This window comes from Streptomyces sp. NPDC025784, from assembly GCF_055558435.1.
Map to the genome: position 1 here is coordinate 112585 of NZ_JBVHMN010000004.1, position 18804 is coordinate 131388.

The following is an 18804-nucleotide window of genomic DNA, read 5'->3' on the forward strand; positions in this document are numbered from 1 at the left end:
CGGGCCTCTTTCCCTCAAGGCCTGGCGGGCGTCAAGCCCGTGTTTCGGCTCCGCTGTTGTAGCGCGAGCAAAATGAGCACAACAGACTCTTGCAAGCAGAAGAAGGCCTTGCGCCCAGAAGACTGATGCTGTGGCTCCCGCCACACCTACGGTCCCGGGCCATGAGCACAGACATCAGCCCCGCCATCGAGCTGCGGGGCGCGAGCAAGATCTTCAAGACGCCGTCGGGGGGTCTGCACACGGCGGTCAGGGAGCTGGACCTCACGGTCGGCCGGGGCGAGTTCGTCGCCGTCGTCGGCCCCACCGGCTGCGGGAAGTCCACCACGCTGACCCTGGTCAGCGGACTGGAAGAGCCCACCGAGGGCGAGGTCCTGGTCGCCGGGGAGCCCGTCGCGGGCGTCGGCGACAAGGTCGGTTTCGTCTTCCAGCAGGACGCCACCTTCCCCTGGCGCACGGTCCTGTCGAACGTGATGGCCGGCCCCCGCTTCCGGGGCGTGCCCAAGTCGGAGGCGAAGCAGCGGGCCCGGGAATGGCTGGCCCGAGTCGGGCTCGCGGCCTTCGAGGACCGCTATCCCCACCAGCTCTCCGGCGGTCAGCGCAAGCGCGTCGCCCTCGCCGCCACCTTCGTCAACGACCCCGAGATCCTGCTGATGGACGAGCCCTTCTCGGCGCTCGACGTGCAGACCAGGGCGCTCATGTCGGACGAACTGCTGGAACTCTGGGAGGGCACCGGCGCCTCGGTCGTCTTCGTCACCCACGACCTGGAGGAGTCCATCGCGCTCGCGGACAAGGTTGTCGTCATGACCGCCGGCCCCGCGACCGTGAAGCACGTCTTCGACATCGACCTGCCGCGCCCGCGCAAGGTCGAGTCGGTGCGCCTGGAGCCGCGGTTCATCGAGATCTACCGCGAGATCTGGGAGTCGCTGGGCGAAGAGGTCCGCATCACCCGGGAGAGGGGCGCGGCCCATGTCGCCTGACACCCTTCCCGAGACGGTCGTCGCCCCGAGGGACGCCGAGCCCGCCAAGCAGGACCGTACGCATTCCCGCGCGCGGGCCGCTCGCCGCCGCAAGATCGTCGTGACCGCCGCCCGCGCGCTGCTCCTGGTCGCCGTGCTCGGCCTGTGGGAGGGGCTCTCCCGGGCCAAGGTCATCGATCCGTTCAACTTCTCGATGCCATCGAAGATCTGGGACCAGATCTACACGTGGACGACCCATGGCACGGCGCTCGGCTCGCTCGGCGAACAGATCTGGTTCACGCTCCACGAGGCGTTGCTCGGCTGGATCATAGGAGTGGTCGCCGGTGTCGTCTTCGGCATCGCGCTGGGCCGGATCACGTTCCTCGCCGACGTCCTGGGGCCCTACATCAAGGTGCTCAACTCCATACCCAGGATCGTCCTCGCACCCATCTTCGTGATCTGGTTCGGACTCGGGCCGGCCTCCAAGGTGGCGTCGGCCGTGGTCCTCGTCTTCTTCCCCGTCTTCTTCAACGCCTTCCAGGGCGCGCGGGAGGTCGACCGCAACCTGGTGGCCAACGCCCGCATTCTCGGGGCCAGTGACCGCAGGGTGACGCTCCAGGTCGTCATCCCGTCCGCCACCTCGTGGATCTTCACCAGCCTGCACGTCAGTTTCGGTTTCGCGCTCATCGGCGCGATCGTCGGCGAGTACATCGGCGCGACCAAGGGCATCGGCCTGCTCGTCGCGCAGTCGCAGGGCACGTTCAACGCCGCCGGTGTCTATGCCGCGATGGTCATCCTCGCCGTCGTCGCCCTGCTGGCCGAGGGACTGCTCACCTTCGCCGAGCGCCGCATCTTCCGCTGGAAGCCGTCGGACTCCGACCGCTGAACCCGTCGCACCCGCGCACCGCACCCGCTCTTCTCTCACAAGGACGTGAACCACCATGCGCAAGACCGCCAGATACTCCGCCCTGGCAGCCGCCGGCCTGCTCGCTCTCACCTCGCTCACCGCATGCGCCAACGACGCGGCGAGCACGACGGCCGACTCCGGCGACAACGGAGGTGGCGGCGGTGAGCACGTCAAGATCATGGTCGGTGGACTGGACAAGGTCATCTACCTGCCGGCGATGCTCACGCAGCGGCTCGGCTACTTCAAGGAGGAGGGTTTGGATGTCCAACTCCTGAGCGAGCCCGCCGGCGTTCAGGCCGAGACCGCCCTCGTCTCCGGTCAGGTGCAGGGAGCCGTCGGCTTCTACGACCACACCCTCGACCTGCAGACCAAGGGCAAGTCCGTGGAGTCCGTCGTGCAGTTCTCGCACGCGCCCGGCGAGGTGGAGATCGTCTCCGACAAGCGCAAGGACGACATCACTTCGCCCAAGGACTTCAAGGGCAGGAAGCTCGGCATCACCGGTCTGGGCTCCTCGACGGACTTCCTCACCAAGTACCTCGCGGTCAAGAACGGCGTGCAGGTCAGCGAGTTCACGCCCGTCGCTGTCGGCGCCGGCCCCACGTTCATCTCCGCCCTCCAGAAGGGCGCCATCGACGGCGGCATGACGACCGACCCCACCGTCGCCACGGTCATGGAGAAGAACCTCGGCAAGGTGCTCATCGACATGCGGACGCCGAAGGGCTCCCAGGAGGCGCTCGGCGGACCGTACCCCTCGTCGAGTCTGTACATGCAGACGGACTGGGTGAACAGCCACAAGGACACGGTCCAGAAGCTGGCCAACGCCTTCGTGAAGACCCTCAAGTGGATGTCCACGCACAGCGCCGCGGACATCGCCGACAAGATGCCCGCCGACTACTCGCAGGGCAACAAGACGCTGTACGCGGGCGCGATCCAGAGCACGCTGCCGATGTTCACCAAGGACGGCGTGATGCCCGAGAACGGTCCCGAGACCGTCGAGAAGGTCCTCAAGGCGTTCAACCCCAACATCAAGAACGCCGATGTGGACCTGAGCAAGACGTACACCACCGAGTTCGTGAAGAAGGCCGCGGGCTGATCCGCCGACGCACGCAGCTCAGACGCGGGTCGCCCAGACGTAGCGATGCTCCGGGCGGCCCGCGTCGCCGTACTTGAGGGTCAGCCTGGCCCGCCCGGTGCGCTCCAGAAGCTTCAGATAGCGCTGCGCGGTCTGCCGGCTCAGCCCGGTCTCGTCGGCGACCTCCTGGGCCGACAGGGGCCCCTCCGCGTTCACCAGCGCGCGGCGCACCAGCTCCGCGGTCGAGGGGGAGTGCCCCTTGGGCAGATCCGGCTCCGCGCCCGCGGACAGCGCGCCGAAGATTCGGTCCACCTCGCGCTGCTCGGCCTCACCGCCGCCGTCCAGGGTGCGCCGCAGGGCTGCGTAGGCCTCCAGCTTGGCGCGCAGCCCCGCGAAGGCGAACGGCTTGACCAGGTACTGGAGGGCGCCCTGTCGCATCGCGGCCTGCACGGTCGAGATGTCCCGGGCCGCGGTCACCATGATCACGTCGGTCTGGTGGCCGCGGCGCCGCATCTCCCGGACGACGGCGAGACCCGTGTCGTCCGGCAGGTAGTGGTCCATGAGGACCAGGTCCACCCGGGGCAGCGCCTCCATCCGGCTCAGGGCCTCCGCCGCGCTGTGCGCCTCGCCCGCGACGTGGAAGCCGGGCACCTTCCCGACGTAGGCGGCGTTGACCCGCGCGACCCGGGTGTCGTCGTCCACGACCAGTACCTCGATCATCGCGACTCCTCCTCGGCGTCCGGGGCGGCGGTGACTCCAGGGCCGGCGGCGGCCTCGGGGGACGGGGACTGCCGTACGAGCCGCGGTGCCAGTGCGGGGACGGGGCCGTCCGCCCGCCCGGCCGCCTCGTCGGGCAGGGGTTCGGTCAGCGCCTCCGGCAGCACCACGGTGAACTCCGCGCCCCCGCCGTCCGCGTCGGCGATCCGCGCGCTGCCGCCCTGCCGCTCGGCCAGCCGGCGCACCAGGGAGAGCCCGATGCCGCGCTTCCCGTGCGCCGGGGGCTTCTTGGTGGTCCATCCGTCCGTGAAGACCAGTTCCCGCTGTTCCTGCGGGATCCCGGGCCCGGTGTCCCGCACGCGGAGCACGGCGGTGCGGCCCTCGGCACGCAGTTCCACTTCCACGCGCGCGTGAGGCTTGCCCGCGACGGCGTCGAGCGCGTTGTCGACGAGGTTCCCGACTACGGTGACCAGTCCCCTGGGGTCGACGAGACGGTCCGGCAACAGTGTCCTGTCCGAGATCCACAGGGCCACGCCCCGCTCGGCGGCCACGGTCGCCTTGCCGACCAGGAGGGCCGCGAGGAGCGGGTCGTGGACCTTCTCCGTGACCTGCTCCGCGGTCACCTTGTGGTCGCCGACGACCTCTCCGACGAAGTCGACGGCGTCGTCGTACATCTCCAGTTCGAGCAGTCCGAGGAGCGTGTGCATGCGGTTGGCGTGCTCGTGGTCCTGGGCGCGCAGGGCGTCGATCAGGCCGCGGGTGGAGTCGAGCTCCCGGCCGAGCTGCTCCAGCTCGGTGCGGTCGCGCAGGGTGGCGACGGCGCCGCCGTCGTCGGTGGGCATCCGGTTGGCGATCAGGACGCGCTGGCCGCGGACGGTGAGCAGATCGGTCCCGGTCACGCGCCCGGCGAGCACGTCGGTCGTGCGTCCCGGGCCGAGCGCGTCGTCCAGGGACCGTCCGATGGCCTCCGAGCCGAGGCCCAGCAGACGCTGCGCCTCGTCGTTGAGGAGGCGTACGCGGCCGGCGCCGTCGAGCGCGACCACGCCCTCCCTGATGCCGTGCAGCATGGCCTCGCGCTCCGCGAGCAGTGCCGAGATGTCGGAGAAGGCCAGATCACGTGTCTGTCGCTGAACCCTCCGCGAGATCAGATAGGCGGCCAGCGCGCCTACGGCCATCGCCCCGCCCGCGTACGCGAACAGACCCGGGATCGCGTCGATCAGCCGCGCTCGCACACTGTCGTACTTGATGCCGACCGAGACCGCACCGATGATCTTCCCGTGGGCGTCGCGCAGCGGGACCTTGCCCCGCGCGGAGCGGCCCAGGGTGCCCGTGTCGATCTCCATGACGTCCTCGCCGCGCAGCGCCTGGCGGGGGTCCGTGGAGACCTTCCGGCCGATCTCCGAGGGATCGGTGTGCGACCACCGGATGCCCTGCATGTCCATCACCACGATGTACTCGGCCTCACTGGCCATCCGGATCCGCTCCGCCTCGGCCTGCACCGGGCCGGCCGCGGACGGCCGTGTGGTGCGGAGATCGTCGGCGATCTGCGGCTGAGCCGCCGTGGTCTGCGCGATCGCCAGCGCGCGGCGCATCGCCTGGTCGTCGAGCTGCGCGCTGAGCGGTGCGAGGAACAGCCCGGTGGCGAGGACGGCGACTCCCGCGGCGATCGCCACCTGCATCAGCAGCACCTGCGAGAACACCCGCCGCGGCAGACCGAGGCGCAGTCGTCGTGCGGGGGGAGTGGGGCTCATGGCTATGACGGTACGGGGGCGGGCGCACCCGGCCGAAGGAAGTGTGGCGCGGATCTCTTGATCGTCCGGTGGGGGAGTCGTGGGGACCGGGGCACGGAGCCCCGGTACGAGGCCGGCGAGCGCCGGCGAGTGCGTCTGCCCGGCGTCAGCAGGCCACCGCGACGGTCGCCCGCCCCATCGCCCGCACCGCCACGACGTCCATCCGGGCGGGCGAGCCCAGCACCGAACCGCAGCTCTCCGGACGCGGCGGCAGCGCGGCGCCCTGCGCGACGAAGACACGCCACAGACGTCCGTCCGTGTGCGCGACGGTGACCTCCCAGCGGGGAGCGGCGCCTTCCGTGCGGATCACGGTCAGGGCCTCGGCCGCGTGCTCTCCCACCGCCGTGCGCACGGCCAGCTCGGCCGCCTGGCCCGGCCGCTCCCACGCGGAGTTCCCGCGGCAGCCCTCGGTGACGATCCGGCCCTCCCGGGCGCCCTGGACGATCTCCTTGACGGCGTGCGCCTCGGCGCGGCCGTACGCGTATCCGTACGGCAGGACGAGCACGGTCGGCGAGAAGCGGTGTCCGCCCAGATGGGTGACCTCCCAGACGCCCGCCGCGCCGGACAGGGCGAGTTCGGCGGCGAGGGGGCGTCCCAGCAGAGCGCAGCAGCGGTCGCGCTTGCCGTTGGTGCAGACGAGCGCGAGCGGGTCGCCCGTGTGCGGCGCGCCCTGGAGAACACTGTCGAAGGTGTGGCTGTCGCCCATGCCGAGGGCGGCGAAGTCGAGGTCGAGCAGGTGCTCGGGATCGGTCGTCATGGCGCTGTGCAGCCACACGTTTCCGGGAGCGGTGTGCGCCACGTACACATGGCGCTCCGCGAGCGTCCCGCAGTCGGCGTGCCGTCCGGGGCGGCGGATCAGCGCGATCCGCACGCCCGTGCCTTTCGCGGCTGCTTCGAGGGCACGCCCGATCGTGGGGTCCAGGTGGCTCGAAGTGAGCGCCTTCGCACCCCAGGGGCCGGGCTGTTCGATCAGCAGCCATGTCCTCGCGGTGGCCGCGGTCCCCGCGAGGGGCTCGTCGAGGTGCCGCGACGCGGTCGTGCACATACTCACAGAGGTGAGCCTAACCTGACTTGAGCCGGGGCGACTTCCGGCCCCGCCGATGGGGGCGCACTTGGGGTCGTTCAGGCGCACGCGAGGGCGTGCGGACCGGGACGGGAGCGCATCTCCTAGCGGGGAAGCGGCTGCGGAGGGCGTTCCCCCACGTACCGGCCGCTCGGGCGCATGCGCAGGGGGCGCTCCGCGTACTCCTCCAGGGTGTGGGCGATCCAGCCCGCCGTGCGGGCGACGGCGAACACCGTCTCCCCTGCGGAGGCCGACATCCCGGACGAGACGGTGAGGACGGCCAGCGCCAGGTCGACATTGGCGTGCAGGGGCGCGTGACGGGCCGTGGTCGTCACGACGTCCCGGGCCGCCGCCAGCGCGGGTCCGGCGGCGGGGACGTCCTCCAGCAGGGCGAACAGAGCACGAGCACGGGGGTCCTCGCCGGGGTAGAGCCGGTGACCGAGCCCGGGGACACGGCGCCCGGCGCGCAGTTCGTCGGCGACGACGGGAGCGGCCGTGCCCCGGTCCAGGACGTCGAGGAGCATCCGGTGGGCGAGTCTGCTGGCCGCGCCGTGAAGGGGGCCCTCGAGTGCGCCGAGGCCCGCCGACACCGCGGCGTACGCGTGGGCGCGGGCCGACGCCGCGACCCGGACCGCCAGGGTCGAGGCGGCGAGGTCGTGGTCCACGAGCAGGCCAAGTGCCGTGTCCAACACACGAAGTGACGCGTCGTCCGGTGTACGTCCGGTCAGCCGGCCCCACAGGCGGTGGGCGAGCGGGCCCTCGTCGCGGTGGTCGTGACGCAGGGGCGGAAGGGCCGCCACGAGAGTGGGGATCAGGGTCCGTCCGGTGCCCAGGACGGCGTTCTCGGTGAGGTCGAAGCGCAGTGGATCGGCGGCGGCAGCGGCGATCGCCGCCACGCGCAGCCGGTCGGTCGGGCCGCTGTGCTCGGGCAGCGCGTCCACGGCGCGACGCGCGACGGCGACGGACGTCTCAGGGGCGGTGAACGTGACACCCGGGCGCAGCTGTCCCGTCCAGAGCCACTCGGTGATCTCCTCGTAGGAGTACGCCGCGGCCAACTCCGTCGCGTCGACCCCGCGGAAGTAGTACCGGTCCTTGTCGATGAGGGTGATGCGGGTGCGCACGGACAACTCGTCGCCCGTGCTCGAACTCGCCCCGCTGTCACGCCTGTTGCGGCGCGCGAGCGCCTCCACCTCCTTGGCGTCGAAGGTGCTGCCGCGGCCGGCCGGTTCGCGCCGGCTGCTCAGCTGGCCGCGGCTCACATAGGCGTACACGGTCTCGGGCTTCACGCCGAGCAGCTCGGCGGTCTCCTTGGTGCTGAGCCGTCGGCCCTCGTGCCCGGACGCAGCCGCTTCTCGATCCCTCATGGCGCCACCGTATCCATGGATCAGCGTATTGATCGAATCAATATTGACAGTGATTGAGTCAAGCATGGAAAGTCGAGTCAAGTCCAGGGAGGAAACATGCCGATCAACCGGGCCGCGTCCACCACCTCCGTCGACGTACCGCGAGGACTCGCGGGCGTCGTCGTCACCGACACCCGACTGGGTGACGTCAGGGGGCTGGAGGGCTTCTACCACTACCGCCAGTACTCGGCCGTCGAACTCGCGCAGACCCGCGGCTTCGAGGACGTCTGGCATCTGCTCGTCCACGGCGAACTGCCCGACGCGGCACAGCGTGCGGCGTTCACCGCGCGGACGGCACGGCTGCGCCGACTGCCGGACGAGGTCCGCGCCGCGCTGCCCGCCATCGCGGCGGCGACGCGCCTCTCGGGACCGCTCGCCGGGCTGCGTACGGCGCTGTCGCTCCTCGGTGCGGCAGCCGGATTCCGGCCCGTGTACGACATCGACGCCGAGCGGCGTCTCGCGGACACGCTCACGGTCACCGCGGCCGTCCCGACACTGCTCACCGCGCTGTACCGCCTCGGCCAGGGCCTGGACCCGGTGGAGCCGCGCGAGGACCTCGGGTACGCCGCCAACTATCTGTACATGTTGACGGGCTCCGAACCCGATGCCGGGCGGGCTCGTGCGGTCGAGCAATACCTCATCTCAACCATTGACCACGGTTTCAATGCATCAACCTTCACGGCACGCGTGATCGCGTCCACGGGAGCGGACGTGGCGGCGTGCCTCGTGGGAGCGGTCGGTGCCCTGTCCGGACCCCTCCACGGCGGTGCTCCCAGCAGGGCCCTGGACACCCTCGACGCGATCGGCACCCCCGAGCGCGTCGACCCGTGGATCCGTGAACGCGTCCTGGCCGGCGATCGCATCATGGGATTCGGGCACCCGGTCTACCGCACGGAGGATCCCCGCTCGCGCATGCTCCGGGGCATCGCGCAGTCCTTCGGCGGCCCGCTGGTCGACTTCGCCGTCGAGGTCGAACGCCAGGTGGAAGCGATCCTCGCCGAGCTCAAGCCGGGCCGGGAACTGCACACGAACGTGGAGTTCTACGCGGGCGTGGTCATGGAACTCTGCGGCCTGCCCCGGGAGATGTTCACCCCGACCTTCGCCGCCGCCCGCGTGGTCGGCTGGAGCGCCAACATCCTGGAACAGTCGGAGGACTCGAAGATCATCCGCCCGGCGGCACGGTATGTGGGGCCGGGGGCGCCGGCGGCCGTGCCGGAAGCCGTGTAGGCGCCCGTCCGATGGTGCCCGGGATCGTGGCTGCGTCGCTCCGTGGCGGCGCGAGAAGCGGCAGGTCCTGGCACGCGAGAGGTCCAGCACCGGTCGGTGCTGGACCTCGGGAAGCTCGTGTCGAGCGGCACGGTGCGCGGTGAGCGTCGGCGTCGCTCGGGCCGCCGGCGGTGGGGATGTCCGCGGGGCTCGTGAGATGGCGGGGTGCGGGCCCAGTCTCGTGGCCGCGGTCCGGAGAAGGGTCGGGGTGACCGATGGATCTCGACGGACCGCGGGCGGGTCCTGCGATGGCCCTGAGCCCGTTTCAACTGTCGGGGATGTCCGCCTTCGCGCGGATGAGTGTTTCCCGGCTGATGACGACGATGCGCTCGTAGTCCGCGCGAGCGGCGTCATGGGGGAGTTGGGTGTCGAGCGTCGCTGTCGCCTCGGTGCCGATGACGGCGAAGTTCCCGTCGCTGAGCTCGAAGATGTCGGGGCACGTCTCACCCGACAGGCTGCCTCGCTCGCGTGGAGACGCGCCAATGCGGCGCAGGATTTTCAAGGTGATCCCGGTCCTCAAGTTTAGACGGTGAAAACGGGGACACAGTAGCCGAGAGTTTAACGGCTTAAACCTTTGACCCTGCTAGGCCAACTGGCCTACGGCGACTGCTTGTTCACGCCCCAAACATCAGTCCCGTTCCGTCGGTGGCTCACCCACCACCCACCACTCCTCCGTGTCCGATTGGTCCAGATCGCGTATGAGGGCGTCCGTCATTCGGCCCACGCGCGCCTCCTGCGAGGTCTTCTTGAGGCTTGCGCGATGGTGGCGGGTGGCGTCCCAGTAGTCGCGAAAGATCGTGCTCTGGCAGATCACCCTGAGATGGCCGCGCAACTCGTCCCGGTCGACGTCTCCGGCCCGGTATGCACGCAGGGCGTTCGTGTACAGCGCGTTGGCGAAGAGGTACTGACGCCGCCGGACCGGGTCCAGTTCGTCGATGGTGCTGAGCACCTCGGCGAGGTCCGGATCTCCGAGAGCCTTGTCGAGCAGATACGTCTGGAAGCGCTGCTGCTCCGCGAGCCTCGCGTTCCTTCCGTCGGCCTGTTCCCCCTGCGCGACCCGTAGACGGAGGGCTTCCAGGCGCCGTTGCTGGAGGGCCAGGACCATGAGGGCGCCGGCCGCGAAGGCGAGCCCTGCCGTCACGGCAGAGCCCGAGCTCCGCGCCCCAAAGTTCTGTGTGGTCATGTCAACCCCCGAATCAGGCGACCTTACGCCGGTCGTCGGTGGTGGGGCGACAGGGAGCGGACCGGCGAGCGGTGGGCGGCGCGCTTGCCGTCTCCCAGTGTTGCCGAGCGGCTCTGATCGGCAGGGAGGCGGAGAGGAGGCGCACGGAGGGAAGTGCGGGTCGTGTGTCCCGGCGCCATGTCCAACGTGTGCCCCGTGAGCGCCGCTAACAATCGTTCACTTCGGGGCGTTTCCCCCCACTCGTATGCTGGGTCGGCATTGATTGTCCGTACGCGTGCCGGTGTGTGAGCCGTGCTCGTACGGGAGCCGGTCCGCGAGCCGGTGCACGTACCGGTGTGAAAGAGGTCGCCCGTTGAACCAGCCGTCCAGTCCCGAGCGTCCCCCGAACGCGCAGGGTGTGCCCGGGCAGATTCCCGTCGTCGTGCTCGCCGGGTTTCTCGGCTCGGGCAAGACCACGCTGCTCAACCACCTCCTGCACCGCAGCGGCGGCAGCCGTATCGCGGCCGTCGTCAACGACTTCGGGGCGATCGAGATCGATGCCATGGCGGTGGCCGGGGCGCTGGGCGACTCGACCGTCTCACTGGGCAACGGGTGCCTCTGCTGCGCCGTCGACGCCGACGAGCTCGACCAGTACCTGACACGGCTGGCCCAGCCCTCGGCGCGTGTCGACGTCATCGTCATCGAGGCGAGCGGACTGGCCGAGCCCCAGGAACTGGTGCGGATGGTGCTTGCCAGCGAGCACCCGGGGATCGTGTACGGGGGGCTCGTCGAGGTCGTCGACGCGGCCGAGTTCGACTCCACCCGGGAACGGCATCCCGAGATCGACCGGCACCTCGGCATCGCCGACCTCGTCGTCGTCAACAAGGTCGACCGCGCCGCCGACGGCGAACGAGTGCTCCGCACCGTCCGGCAACTCGCCGGCCGCGCCGCCGTCGTCCCCGCCACGTACGGTCGTGTCGATCCGGAGTTCCTCTTCGACTGCCGGCCGAGCGAGGAACGCATCGGACAGCTGTCCTTCGACGATCTGCACGACCAGGGCGAGCACGGGCAGGAGCGCGAGGAGGGACAGGACGGCCACGGGCACGCGGCGCCCGGTCACACCGGTCATCTGCACGCTGCCTACGACTCCGTCTCCTTCAGCTCCGAGGTGCCGCTCGACCCGCGGAGGCTGATGGCCTTCCTCGACAGCCGGCCGGAGGGTCTCTACCGCATCAAGGGGTACGTCGACTTCGGCGTGCAGGACACCGCCAACCGTTACGCCGTCCACGCCGTCGGAAGGTTCCTGCGCTTCTACCCGGAACCCTGGGGCCGCGCCGAGGAACGCCTCACCCAGCTCGTCCTGATCGGCTCCGGCATCGACGCGGCGGCTCTGGCCAAGGAGCTGGAGGCATGCAAGGAGGACGCCCCACACGCCGACGAGCACAGCATGTGGGGCGTCCTCCGCTACGTACGGGCCCCCGACGACCCGGAGCCCGACCGCTGAGACCGCGGCGGTCAGGGCCCCTGGCCTCTGAGGCGAGAGGGCCGGCGGACTACACCGGGCCCGCCACCACGGCCACCGTCTTCGCGAGGGACACGCCCGAGCCGTCGCGGCGCGGGTCGACGTCCGGCAGCTCGACCGGTGTGCCGTTCTTCTGCGCGGCCCGAGCGGGCGTCGCGCCGGCCCAGGCCAGCGACAGGCAGTCCTCGCCCTTCAGGAACCGCTGGCAGCGCACACCACCCGTGGCGCGGCCCTTGCGCGGGTACTGGTCGAACGGGGTGAGCTTGGCCGTGGTCTGGACGGAGTCGTCCAGGGTGCCGCGGGAACCCGCGACCGTGAACACCACCGCGTCGACCGCGGGGTCGACGGCGGTGAAGGAGATCACCTTGGCGCCGTCGGTGAGCTTGATGCCCGCCATGCCGCCCGCGGCCCGGCCCTGCGGGCGGACCTGCGAGGCCTGGTAGCGGAGCAGCTGGGCGTCGTCCGTGATGAAGACGAGGTCCTCCTCGCCGGTGCGCAGCTCCGCGGCGCCGACGATGCGGTCGCCGTCCTTGAGCGTGATGACCTCCAACTCCTCCTTGTTCGAGGGGTAGTCGGGGACCACACGCTTGACGACGCCCTGTTCCGTGCCGATGGCCAGTCCCGGTGACGACTCGTCGAGCGTCGTCAGGCACACCACCGTCTCGTCCGTCTCGAGGGAGGACAGGAACTCCGAGATGGGCGCGCCTCCGGAGAGATTGGGCGCCGTGGCCGTCTCCGGCAGTTGCGGGAGGTCGATCACGTTCAGGCGCAGGAGGCGGCCCAAGGACGTGACCACGCCCACCTCGCCGAGCGCGGTCGCGGGCACCGCGGAGACGATCACGTCGTGCTTGGTGCGCCGGGCCTCCGCGTCGTCCGCGAACGCTTCGCCGTTCGCCGTGCGGGCCAGCAGGCCCGTGGAGGACAGCAGCACCCGGCAGGGGTCGTCCGCCACCTGGAGCGGGACCGCCGTGGCGGGCGTGCCCGCGGACTCGAGGAGCACGGTGCGCCGGTCGGTGCCGAACTTCTTGGCGACCGCGGCCAGTTCGGCGGAGACGAGCTTGCGCAGCTCCGTGTCCGACTCCAGGATCCCGGTCAGTTCGTCGATCTCGCCGTTCAGCCGGTCGCGCTCCGACTCCAGCTCGATGCGGTCGAACTTGGTGAGCCGGCGCAGCGGCGTGTCGAGGATGTACTGCGTCTGCACCTCGGAGAGCGAGAACCGCTCGATCAGGCGCTCCTTGGCCTGCGCGGAGTTCTCGCTGGAGCGGATGAGGCGGATGACCTCGTCGATGTCCAGCAGGGCGACGAGGAGCCCCTCGACCAGGTGCAGCCGGTCGCGCTTCTTGCCGCGACGGAACTCGCTGCGACGGCGGACGACCTCGAAGCGGTGGTCGAGGTAGACCTCCAGGAGCTCCTTGAGGCCCAGGGTGAGCGGCTGACCGTCCACCAGCGCCACGTTGTTGATGCCGAAGGACTCCTCCATCGGCGTCAGCTTGTAGAGCTGTTCGAGGACGGCCTCCGGCACGAAGCCGTTCTTGACCTCGATGACCAGCCGCAGTCCGTGCGCACGGTCGGTGAGGTCCTTGACGTCCGCGATGCCCTGGAGCTTCTTGGAGCCGACCAGGTCCTTGATCTTCGAGATCACCTTCTCCGGGCCGACGGTGAAGGGCAGTTCGGTGACGACGAGGCCCTTGCGGCGCGCGGTCACGTTCTCCACGGAGACCGTGGCGCGGATCTTGAAGGTGCCCCGGCCGTTCTCGTACGCGTCCCGGATGCCGGAGAGGCCGACGATCCGGCCGCCCGTGGGCAGGTCGGGGCCCGGGACGTACTTCATCAGCGTGTCGAGGTCGGCGCCGGGGTGGCGGATCAGGTGCCGGGCGGCGGCGATCACCTCGCCGAGGTTGTGCGGCGGCATGTTGGTGGCCATGCCGACGGCGATGCCCTGCGAGCCGTTGACCAGGAGGTTCGGATACGCGGCGGGGAGGACCCCGGGCTCCTGCTCCTGGCCGTCGTAGTTCGGCGTGAAATCGACCGTGTCCTCGTCGATGGACTCGGTCATCAGTGACGTGGCGTCGGCCATCCGGCACTCGGTGTAACGCATCGCGGCCGGCGGGTCGTCGTTGCCCAGCGAGCCGAAGTTGCCGTGGCCGTCGACCAGCGGCAGGCGCATCGAGAAGGGCTGGGCCAGACGCACCAGCGCGTCGTAGATCGACGCGTCGCCGTGCGGGTGGAGCTTACCCATGACCTCGCCGACGACGCGGGCGCACTTCACGTAGCCGCGGTCGGGGCGCAGGCCCATCTCGTTCATCTGGTAGACGATGCGGCGGTGCACGGGCTTGAGCCCGTCCCGGGCGTCCGGCAGGGCTCGCGAGTAGATGACCGAGTACGCGTACTCAAGGAAGGAGCCCTGCATCTCGTCCACGACGTCGATGTCGAGGATCTTCTCCTCGTACGAGTCGTCGGGCGGCGGGGTCTTCGTGCTGCGGCGGGCCATCGCTGCTGCGGCTCCTTCACAGTCTCTGCCGGGGCATGAACGGGATCTGACGCGGACCATTGTGGACCGCCCCACTGACAACGTGGACCGCGACCCGTCCGTAGCGGGTCTCGCGACCCTTCCGTGACAGGTCCCGGACCCGGTCCGCGGAGGGTCCCGGCCGCGTTCCGCGACAGGCCGCGGACCTGGTCGGTGACGAGTCCCCGGCCCGCGCGAAGACAATCACCGGACCTGTCCACGACGGTCCCCGTACCTGTCCACGACCGGTTCCCGGACCTGCCCTCGCCGAGTTCCGGGCCGCGTCCGAGGCGCGCGGGGAGACCTGCCCACGGCACAGCGGGGTTTCCGTCCGCGGCGTGTCCCGCCGACTCGCCCGGCAGGGACCGTAGTACACGTGAGTCTCGCTCTCGGCGTACGGGGTGCGGGAACTTCGCCAGCTTTCCGCGCGCTTGCATACAGTGGCAGGACCGACAGGAAAAGGCAGTTTTCCGCGATCGAAGGGACGTACATGCCCATGGGTCACACGGCCACAGCCGAGGCAGGCTCCGGCGGCCTGACAGCGACCGAGCACCGCCTGGCCAACGGCCTGCGCGTGGTGCTCTCCGAGGACCACCTGACCCCGGTCGCGGCGGTGTGCCTCTGGTACGACGTCGGCTCCCGCCACGAGGTCAACGGCCGTACCGGACTTGCTCACCTCTTCGAGCACCTGATGTTCCAGGGCTCCAAGCAGGTCCACGGCAACGGCCACTTCGAGCTCGTCCAGGGCGCCGGCGGTTCCCTCAACGGCACGACGAGCTTCGAGCGCACCAACTACTTCGAGACCATGCCCGCCCACCAGCTGGAGCTCGCACTCTGGCTGGAGGCCGACCGCATGGGCTCGCTGCTCGCCGCGCTCGACGACGAGTCGATGGAGAACCAGCGGGACGTCGTGAAGAACGAGCGTCGTCAGCGCTACGACAACGTCCCGTACGGCACCGCGTTCGAGAAGCTGACCGCGCTGGCGTACCCGGAGGGCCACCCGTACCACCACACCCCCATCGGGTCGATGGCGGACCTGGACGCCGCGACCCTGGAGGACGCGCGCGCGTTCTTCCGCACGTACTACGCGCCCAACAACGCGGTCCTGTCGGTCGTCGGTGACATCGATCCGCAGCAGACGCTCGCCTGGGTCGAGAAGTACTTCGGTTCGATCCCCGGACACGACGGCAAGCCCGCACCGCGCGACGGCTCGCTGCCCGACGTCATCGGCGAGCAGCTGCGCGAGGTCGTCGAGGAAGAGGTCCCGGCGCGCGCCCTGATGGCCGCCTACCGGCTCCCGGAGGACGGCACGCGCGCGTGCGACGCTGCCGACCTGGCCCTCACCGTCCTCGGCGGCGGCGAGTCGTCCCGGCTCTACAACCGGCTGGTCCGCCGCGACCGCACCGCCGTCGCGGCCGGGTTCGGCCTGCTCAGGCTCGCCGGAGCGCCCTCCCTCGGGTGGCTCGACGTGAAGACGTCCGGCGACGTCGAGGTCCCGGTCATCGAGGCCGCCGTCGACGCGGAGCTCGCCCGGTTCGCCGAGGAGGGCCCCACCGCCGAGGAGATGGAGCGGGCGCAGGCCCAGCTGGAGCGCGAGTGGCTGGACCGGCTGGGCACGGTCGCGGGCCGCGCCGACGAACTGTGCCGGTTCGCCGTCCTGTTCGGCGACCCACAGCTCGCCCTGACCGCCGTGCAGCGCGTCCTCGCCGTCACTGCCGAGGAGGTCCAGGAGGTCGCCAAGGCCCGGCTGCGCCCCGACAACCGCGCGGTGCTCGTCTACGAGCCGATCGCCGAGGCCGCTCAGGCCGCCGAAACCACCGACGAAGACGAGGAGTCGGCGAAGTGACCGAGCTCGCGAGCATGGATTTCCACCCGCAGCCCCAGGCGGGCGAGGCCAAGCCCTGGGCATTCCCGGCCCCCGAGCGCGGCACGCTGGACAACGGTCTGACGGTGCTGCGCTGCCACCGCCCCGGTCAGCAGGTCGTCGCTGTCGAGGTGCTGCTCGCGGCGCCCCTGGAGGCCGAGCCGGCCGGTCTGGACGGCGTCGCCACCATCATGGCGCGGGCCTTCTCGGAGGGCACGGACAAGCACTCCGCCGAGGAGTTCGCCGCGGAGCTGGAGCGCTGCGGCGCCACGCTCGACGCGCACGCGGACCACCCCGGCGTGCGTCTGTCGCTCGAAGTCCCCGTCTCCCGCCTGCCCAAGGCGCTCGGTCTGCTGGCCGACGCCCTGCGGGCACCGGCGTTCGAGGACAGCGAGGTCGAGCGGCTGGTGCGCAACCGGCTGGACGAGATCCCGCACGAGTCGGCCAACCCGGCCCGCCGCGCCGCCAAGGAGCTCTCCAAGGAGCTCTTCCCGTCGACCTCGCGCATGTCGCGCCCGCGGCAGGGCACCGAGGAGACCGTCGAGAACATCGACTCGGCGGCCGTGCGCGCCTTCTACGAGAAGCACGTGCGCCCCGCGACCGGGACCGCGGTCATCGTCGGTGACCTCACCGGCGTCGACGTCGACGAACTGCTCGGCGACACGCTCGGCTCCTGGACCGGCTCGTCCGCCGAGCCCCGCCCGGTGCCGCCGGTGAGCGCCGACGACACGGGCCGCGTGATCATCGTCGACCGGCCCGGCGCCGTCCAGACGCAGCTGCTCATCGGCCGTGTGGGGGCCGACCGGCACGACCGGGTGTGGCCCGCCCAGGTGCTCGGCACCTACTGCCTCGGCGGCACCCTCACCTCGCGCCTGGACCGGGTCCTGCGCGAGGAGAAGGGATACACCTACGGCGTACGGGCGTTCGGCCAGGTCCTGCGGGCCGCGCCGTCGTCCTCCGCGGGCACCACGGGCGTGGCGATGCTCGCCATCAGTGGCTCCGTGGACACCCCGAACACGGGTCCGGCGCTCGACGACCTGTGGAAGGTGCTCCGCACCCTCGCGGCGGAGGGTCTGACCGACGCGGAGCGGGACGTCGCCGTGCAGAACCTGGTCGGTGTGGCGCCCCTCAAGTTCGAGACCGCGGCGGCCGTGGCGAGCACACTCGCGGACCAGGTCGAGCAGTTCCTGCCCGACGACTACCAGGCGACGCTGTATCAGCAGCTGGCCGCGACGGGCACCGTGGAGGCCACGGCGGCCGTCGTGAACGCCTTCCCGGTGGACCGGCTGGTGACGGTCCTGGTGGGCGACGCCGAGCAGATCAAGGAGCCCGTCCAGGCCCTCGGAATCGGTGAAGTGACCGTCGTGACGGCCGAGTAGAGCGGCGCGACATCCCGGAGGCCCGGGTGACGCATACGTCACCTGGGCCTCGCTTTGTCCGGACTTCCTCCTCAATTTGTCCGTATTGGTAGAGAGGTTGCCTGTCTGCCCTGTGGCATGCACTACAAAAACCGTGATCCGTTTGTTGTTTGAAAGACGCCCCGTCTAGCGTCGATCCGGCTGTTCGCCAGGCAATGCGCCGCGCCCGCGGCACCGGACAGCCATCGCCGAGTCCCCGTACGGCGCGAGCCAGGGGAGCCGGGGACCCATACGCAGTCCCTGGGGTGAATCGGACGCCCTCCCGGAGGGGGTCCGTAGGAGACCTTCCTGCTCCGAACCCGTCAGCTAACCCGGTAGGCGAGAGGGAAGGAAAGGACCAGCCCCTACATGGCGTTCACCTGTGGCACCGGGAAGCATCGTCGTCCGAGCCGCGTGAAGCGCACCACCACGAACGCCGTAGGCGTCGCGGCGCTCACCACCACCGGCGTCGTCGGGGCGCTGGCCGCCCCCGCGCTCGCCGCGGAAACCTCCGTCGAGCAGACCGGACTGACCCCGGTCGTCACCCTCGGCGACTCGGTCGCCGAGCAGATCGACGAGCAGGCCGTGGCGCAGCAGCGCGCCGCCGACGAGGCCGCGGTGCTGAAGAAGGCCGAGGAGGCCGCCCGCAAGCGGGCCGCCGAGGAGGCCAAGAAGAAGCGTGAGGCCAAGGAGCGCGCAGCCCGTGAGGCCGAGCGCAAGCGCCTCAACTCCTTCGTCCTGCCGATCACCGGCTCGTACGTCTCCACGGGCTACAGGACCGGTGGCAGCCTCTGGTCCTCCGGCAGCCACACCGGCGTCGACTTCCACGCGGCGTCCGGCACCCCGGTCCACGCCGTCGGCTCGGGCACGGTCGTCACGGCCGGCTGGGGCGGCGCCTACGGCAACCAGGTCGTGATCAAGATGCACGACGGTACGTACACGATGTACGGCCACCTGTCGTCCATCGGTGTCTCCGTCGGCCAGGCGGTCACCCCGGGGCAGCAGATAGCCCTCTCCGGGTCCACCGGGAACACCACCGGACCGCACCTCCACTTCGAGGCCCGCACGACCGCGGAGTACGGCTCGGACATGGACCCCGTCGGCTACCTCCGCGCGCGCGGTGTGAGCGTCTGACGCACCTCCGCCCGCGGGGCGCGGACGTCCGACGCGCAGCCG

Annotated in this window: 15 protein-coding genes and 1 riboswitch; of the genes, 8 read left to right on the plus strand and 7 right to left on the minus strand. The window is 70.6% G+C overall.

Annotation, left to right across the window (positions count from 1 at the left end):
- Positions 1-161 precede the first annotated feature (161 nt).
- The 3 genes from ACZ4IF_RS12225 to ACZ4IF_RS12235 are packed head-to-tail and all read left to right on the plus strand — an operon-like array spanning position 162 to position 2956.
- The gene (locus ACZ4IF_RS12225) at positions 162-977 is read left to right on the plus strand and encodes an ABC transporter ATP-binding protein (protein ID WP_432188416.1); all 816 of its coding nucleotides are present in this window, start codon (positions 162-164) and stop codon (positions 975-977) included.
- Positions 967-1842 (plus strand): ABC transporter permease, encoded by an 876-nt coding sequence (locus ACZ4IF_RS12230; protein ID WP_467561930.1) that lies wholly within the window; start codon positions 967-969, stop codon positions 1840-1842. The genes ACZ4IF_RS12225 and ACZ4IF_RS12230 overlap by 11 nt, the downstream gene beginning before the upstream one ends.
- Before the next feature lie 55 nt (positions 1843-1897).
- Positions 1898-2956, plus strand: coding sequence for an ABC transporter substrate-binding protein (locus ACZ4IF_RS12235; RefSeq protein ID WP_467561932.1), 1059 nt, complete (start codon positions 1898-1900; stop codon positions 2954-2956).
- A gap of 18 nt (positions 2957-2974) precedes the next feature.
- Here ACZ4IF_RS12235 and ACZ4IF_RS12240 read toward each other — a convergent pair whose 3' ends face one another.
- The 4 genes from ACZ4IF_RS12240 to ACZ4IF_RS12255 form a co-directional block, all read right to left on the minus strand.
- Positions 2975-3655, minus strand: a complete 681-nt coding sequence (locus tag ACZ4IF_RS12240) for a response regulator (protein WP_359492944.1) — start codon at positions 3653-3655, stop codon at positions 2975-2977.
- Positions 3652-5403 (minus strand): ATP-binding protein, encoded by a 1752-nt coding sequence (locus ACZ4IF_RS12245; protein ID WP_467561935.1) that lies wholly within the window; start codon positions 5401-5403, stop codon positions 3652-3654. The genes ACZ4IF_RS12240 and ACZ4IF_RS12245 overlap by 4 nt, the downstream gene beginning before the upstream one ends.
- 145 nt (positions 5404-5548) lie before the next feature.
- Positions 5549-6493, minus strand: a complete 945-nt coding sequence (locus ACZ4IF_RS12250) for a sucrase ferredoxin (protein ID WP_467561937.1) — start codon at positions 6491-6493, stop codon at positions 5549-5551.
- Positions 6494-6609: 116 nt separating this feature from the next.
- Positions 6610-7869: a citrate synthase gene (locus tag ACZ4IF_RS12255; protein WP_467561939.1), complete on the minus strand. Its 1260-nt coding sequence runs from the start codon at positions 7867-7869 to the stop codon at positions 6610-6612.
- A 96-nt stretch (positions 7870-7965) separates the two neighbouring features.
- Here ACZ4IF_RS12255 and ACZ4IF_RS12260 point away from each other — a divergent pair, with 96 nt between their 5' ends.
- Positions 7966-9135, plus strand: coding sequence for a citrate synthase (locus ACZ4IF_RS12260; RefSeq protein ID WP_467561941.1), 1170 nt, complete (start codon positions 7966-7968; stop codon positions 9133-9135).
- A 304-nt stretch (positions 9136-9439) separates the two neighbouring features.
- On the opposite strand, the gene ACZ4IF_RS12265 is transcribed toward ACZ4IF_RS12260, so the two are convergent.
- Both ACZ4IF_RS12265 and ACZ4IF_RS12270 read right to left on the minus strand, forming a co-directional pair.
- Complete coding sequence (locus ACZ4IF_RS12265; RefSeq protein ID WP_345656150.1) at positions 9440-9676, minus strand: hypothetical protein; 237 nt, start codon at positions 9674-9676, stop codon at positions 9440-9442.
- Positions 9677-9802: 126 nt separating this feature from the next.
- The gene (locus tag ACZ4IF_RS12270) at positions 9803-10315 is read right to left on the minus strand and encodes a DUF6082 family protein (RefSeq protein WP_467561943.1); all 513 of its coding nucleotides are present in this window, start codon (positions 10313-10315) and stop codon (positions 9803-9805) included.
- Positions 10316-10709: 394 nt separating this feature from the next.
- On the opposite strand from ACZ4IF_RS12270, the gene ACZ4IF_RS12275 reads away from it, so the two are divergent.
- Positions 10710-11840 (plus strand): CobW family GTP-binding protein, encoded by a 1131-nt coding sequence (locus ACZ4IF_RS12275; RefSeq protein ID WP_467561945.1) that lies wholly within the window; start codon positions 10710-10712, stop codon positions 11838-11840.
- Positions 11841-11889: 49 nt separating this feature from the next.
- On the opposite strand, the gene ACZ4IF_RS12280 is transcribed toward ACZ4IF_RS12275, so the two are convergent.
- Positions 11890-14349 (minus strand): DNA gyrase/topoisomerase IV subunit A, encoded by a 2460-nt coding sequence (locus tag ACZ4IF_RS12280; RefSeq protein ID WP_467561947.1) that lies wholly within the window; start codon positions 14347-14349, stop codon positions 11890-11892.
- 508 nt (positions 14350-14857) lie between these two features.
- On the opposite strand from ACZ4IF_RS12280, the gene ACZ4IF_RS12285 reads away from it, so the two are divergent.
- The 3 genes from ACZ4IF_RS12285 to ACZ4IF_RS12295 all read left to right on the plus strand — a co-directional run bounded on the left by ACZ4IF_RS12285 (position 14858) and on the right by ACZ4IF_RS12295 (position 18762).
- Positions 14858-16213, plus strand: a complete 1356-nt coding sequence (locus ACZ4IF_RS12285) for a M16 family metallopeptidase (RefSeq protein WP_467561949.1) — start codon at positions 14858-14860, stop codon at positions 16211-16213.
- Positions 16210-17610, plus strand: coding sequence for a M16 family metallopeptidase (locus tag ACZ4IF_RS12290; protein WP_359492962.1), 1401 nt, complete (start codon positions 16210-16212; stop codon positions 17608-17610). Before ACZ4IF_RS12285 ends, ACZ4IF_RS12290 begins: the two co-directional genes overlap by 4 nt.
- 215 nt (positions 17611-17825) lie before the next feature.
- Positions 17826-17985, plus strand: a riboswitch (cyclic di-AMP (ydaO/yuaA leader).
- 12 nt (positions 17986-17997) lie between these two features.
- The gene (locus ACZ4IF_RS12295) at positions 17998-18762 is read left to right on the plus strand and encodes a M23 family metallopeptidase (RefSeq protein ID WP_467561951.1); all 765 of its coding nucleotides are present in this window, start codon (positions 17998-18000) and stop codon (positions 18760-18762) included.
- Positions 18763-18804 lie beyond the last annotated feature (42 nt).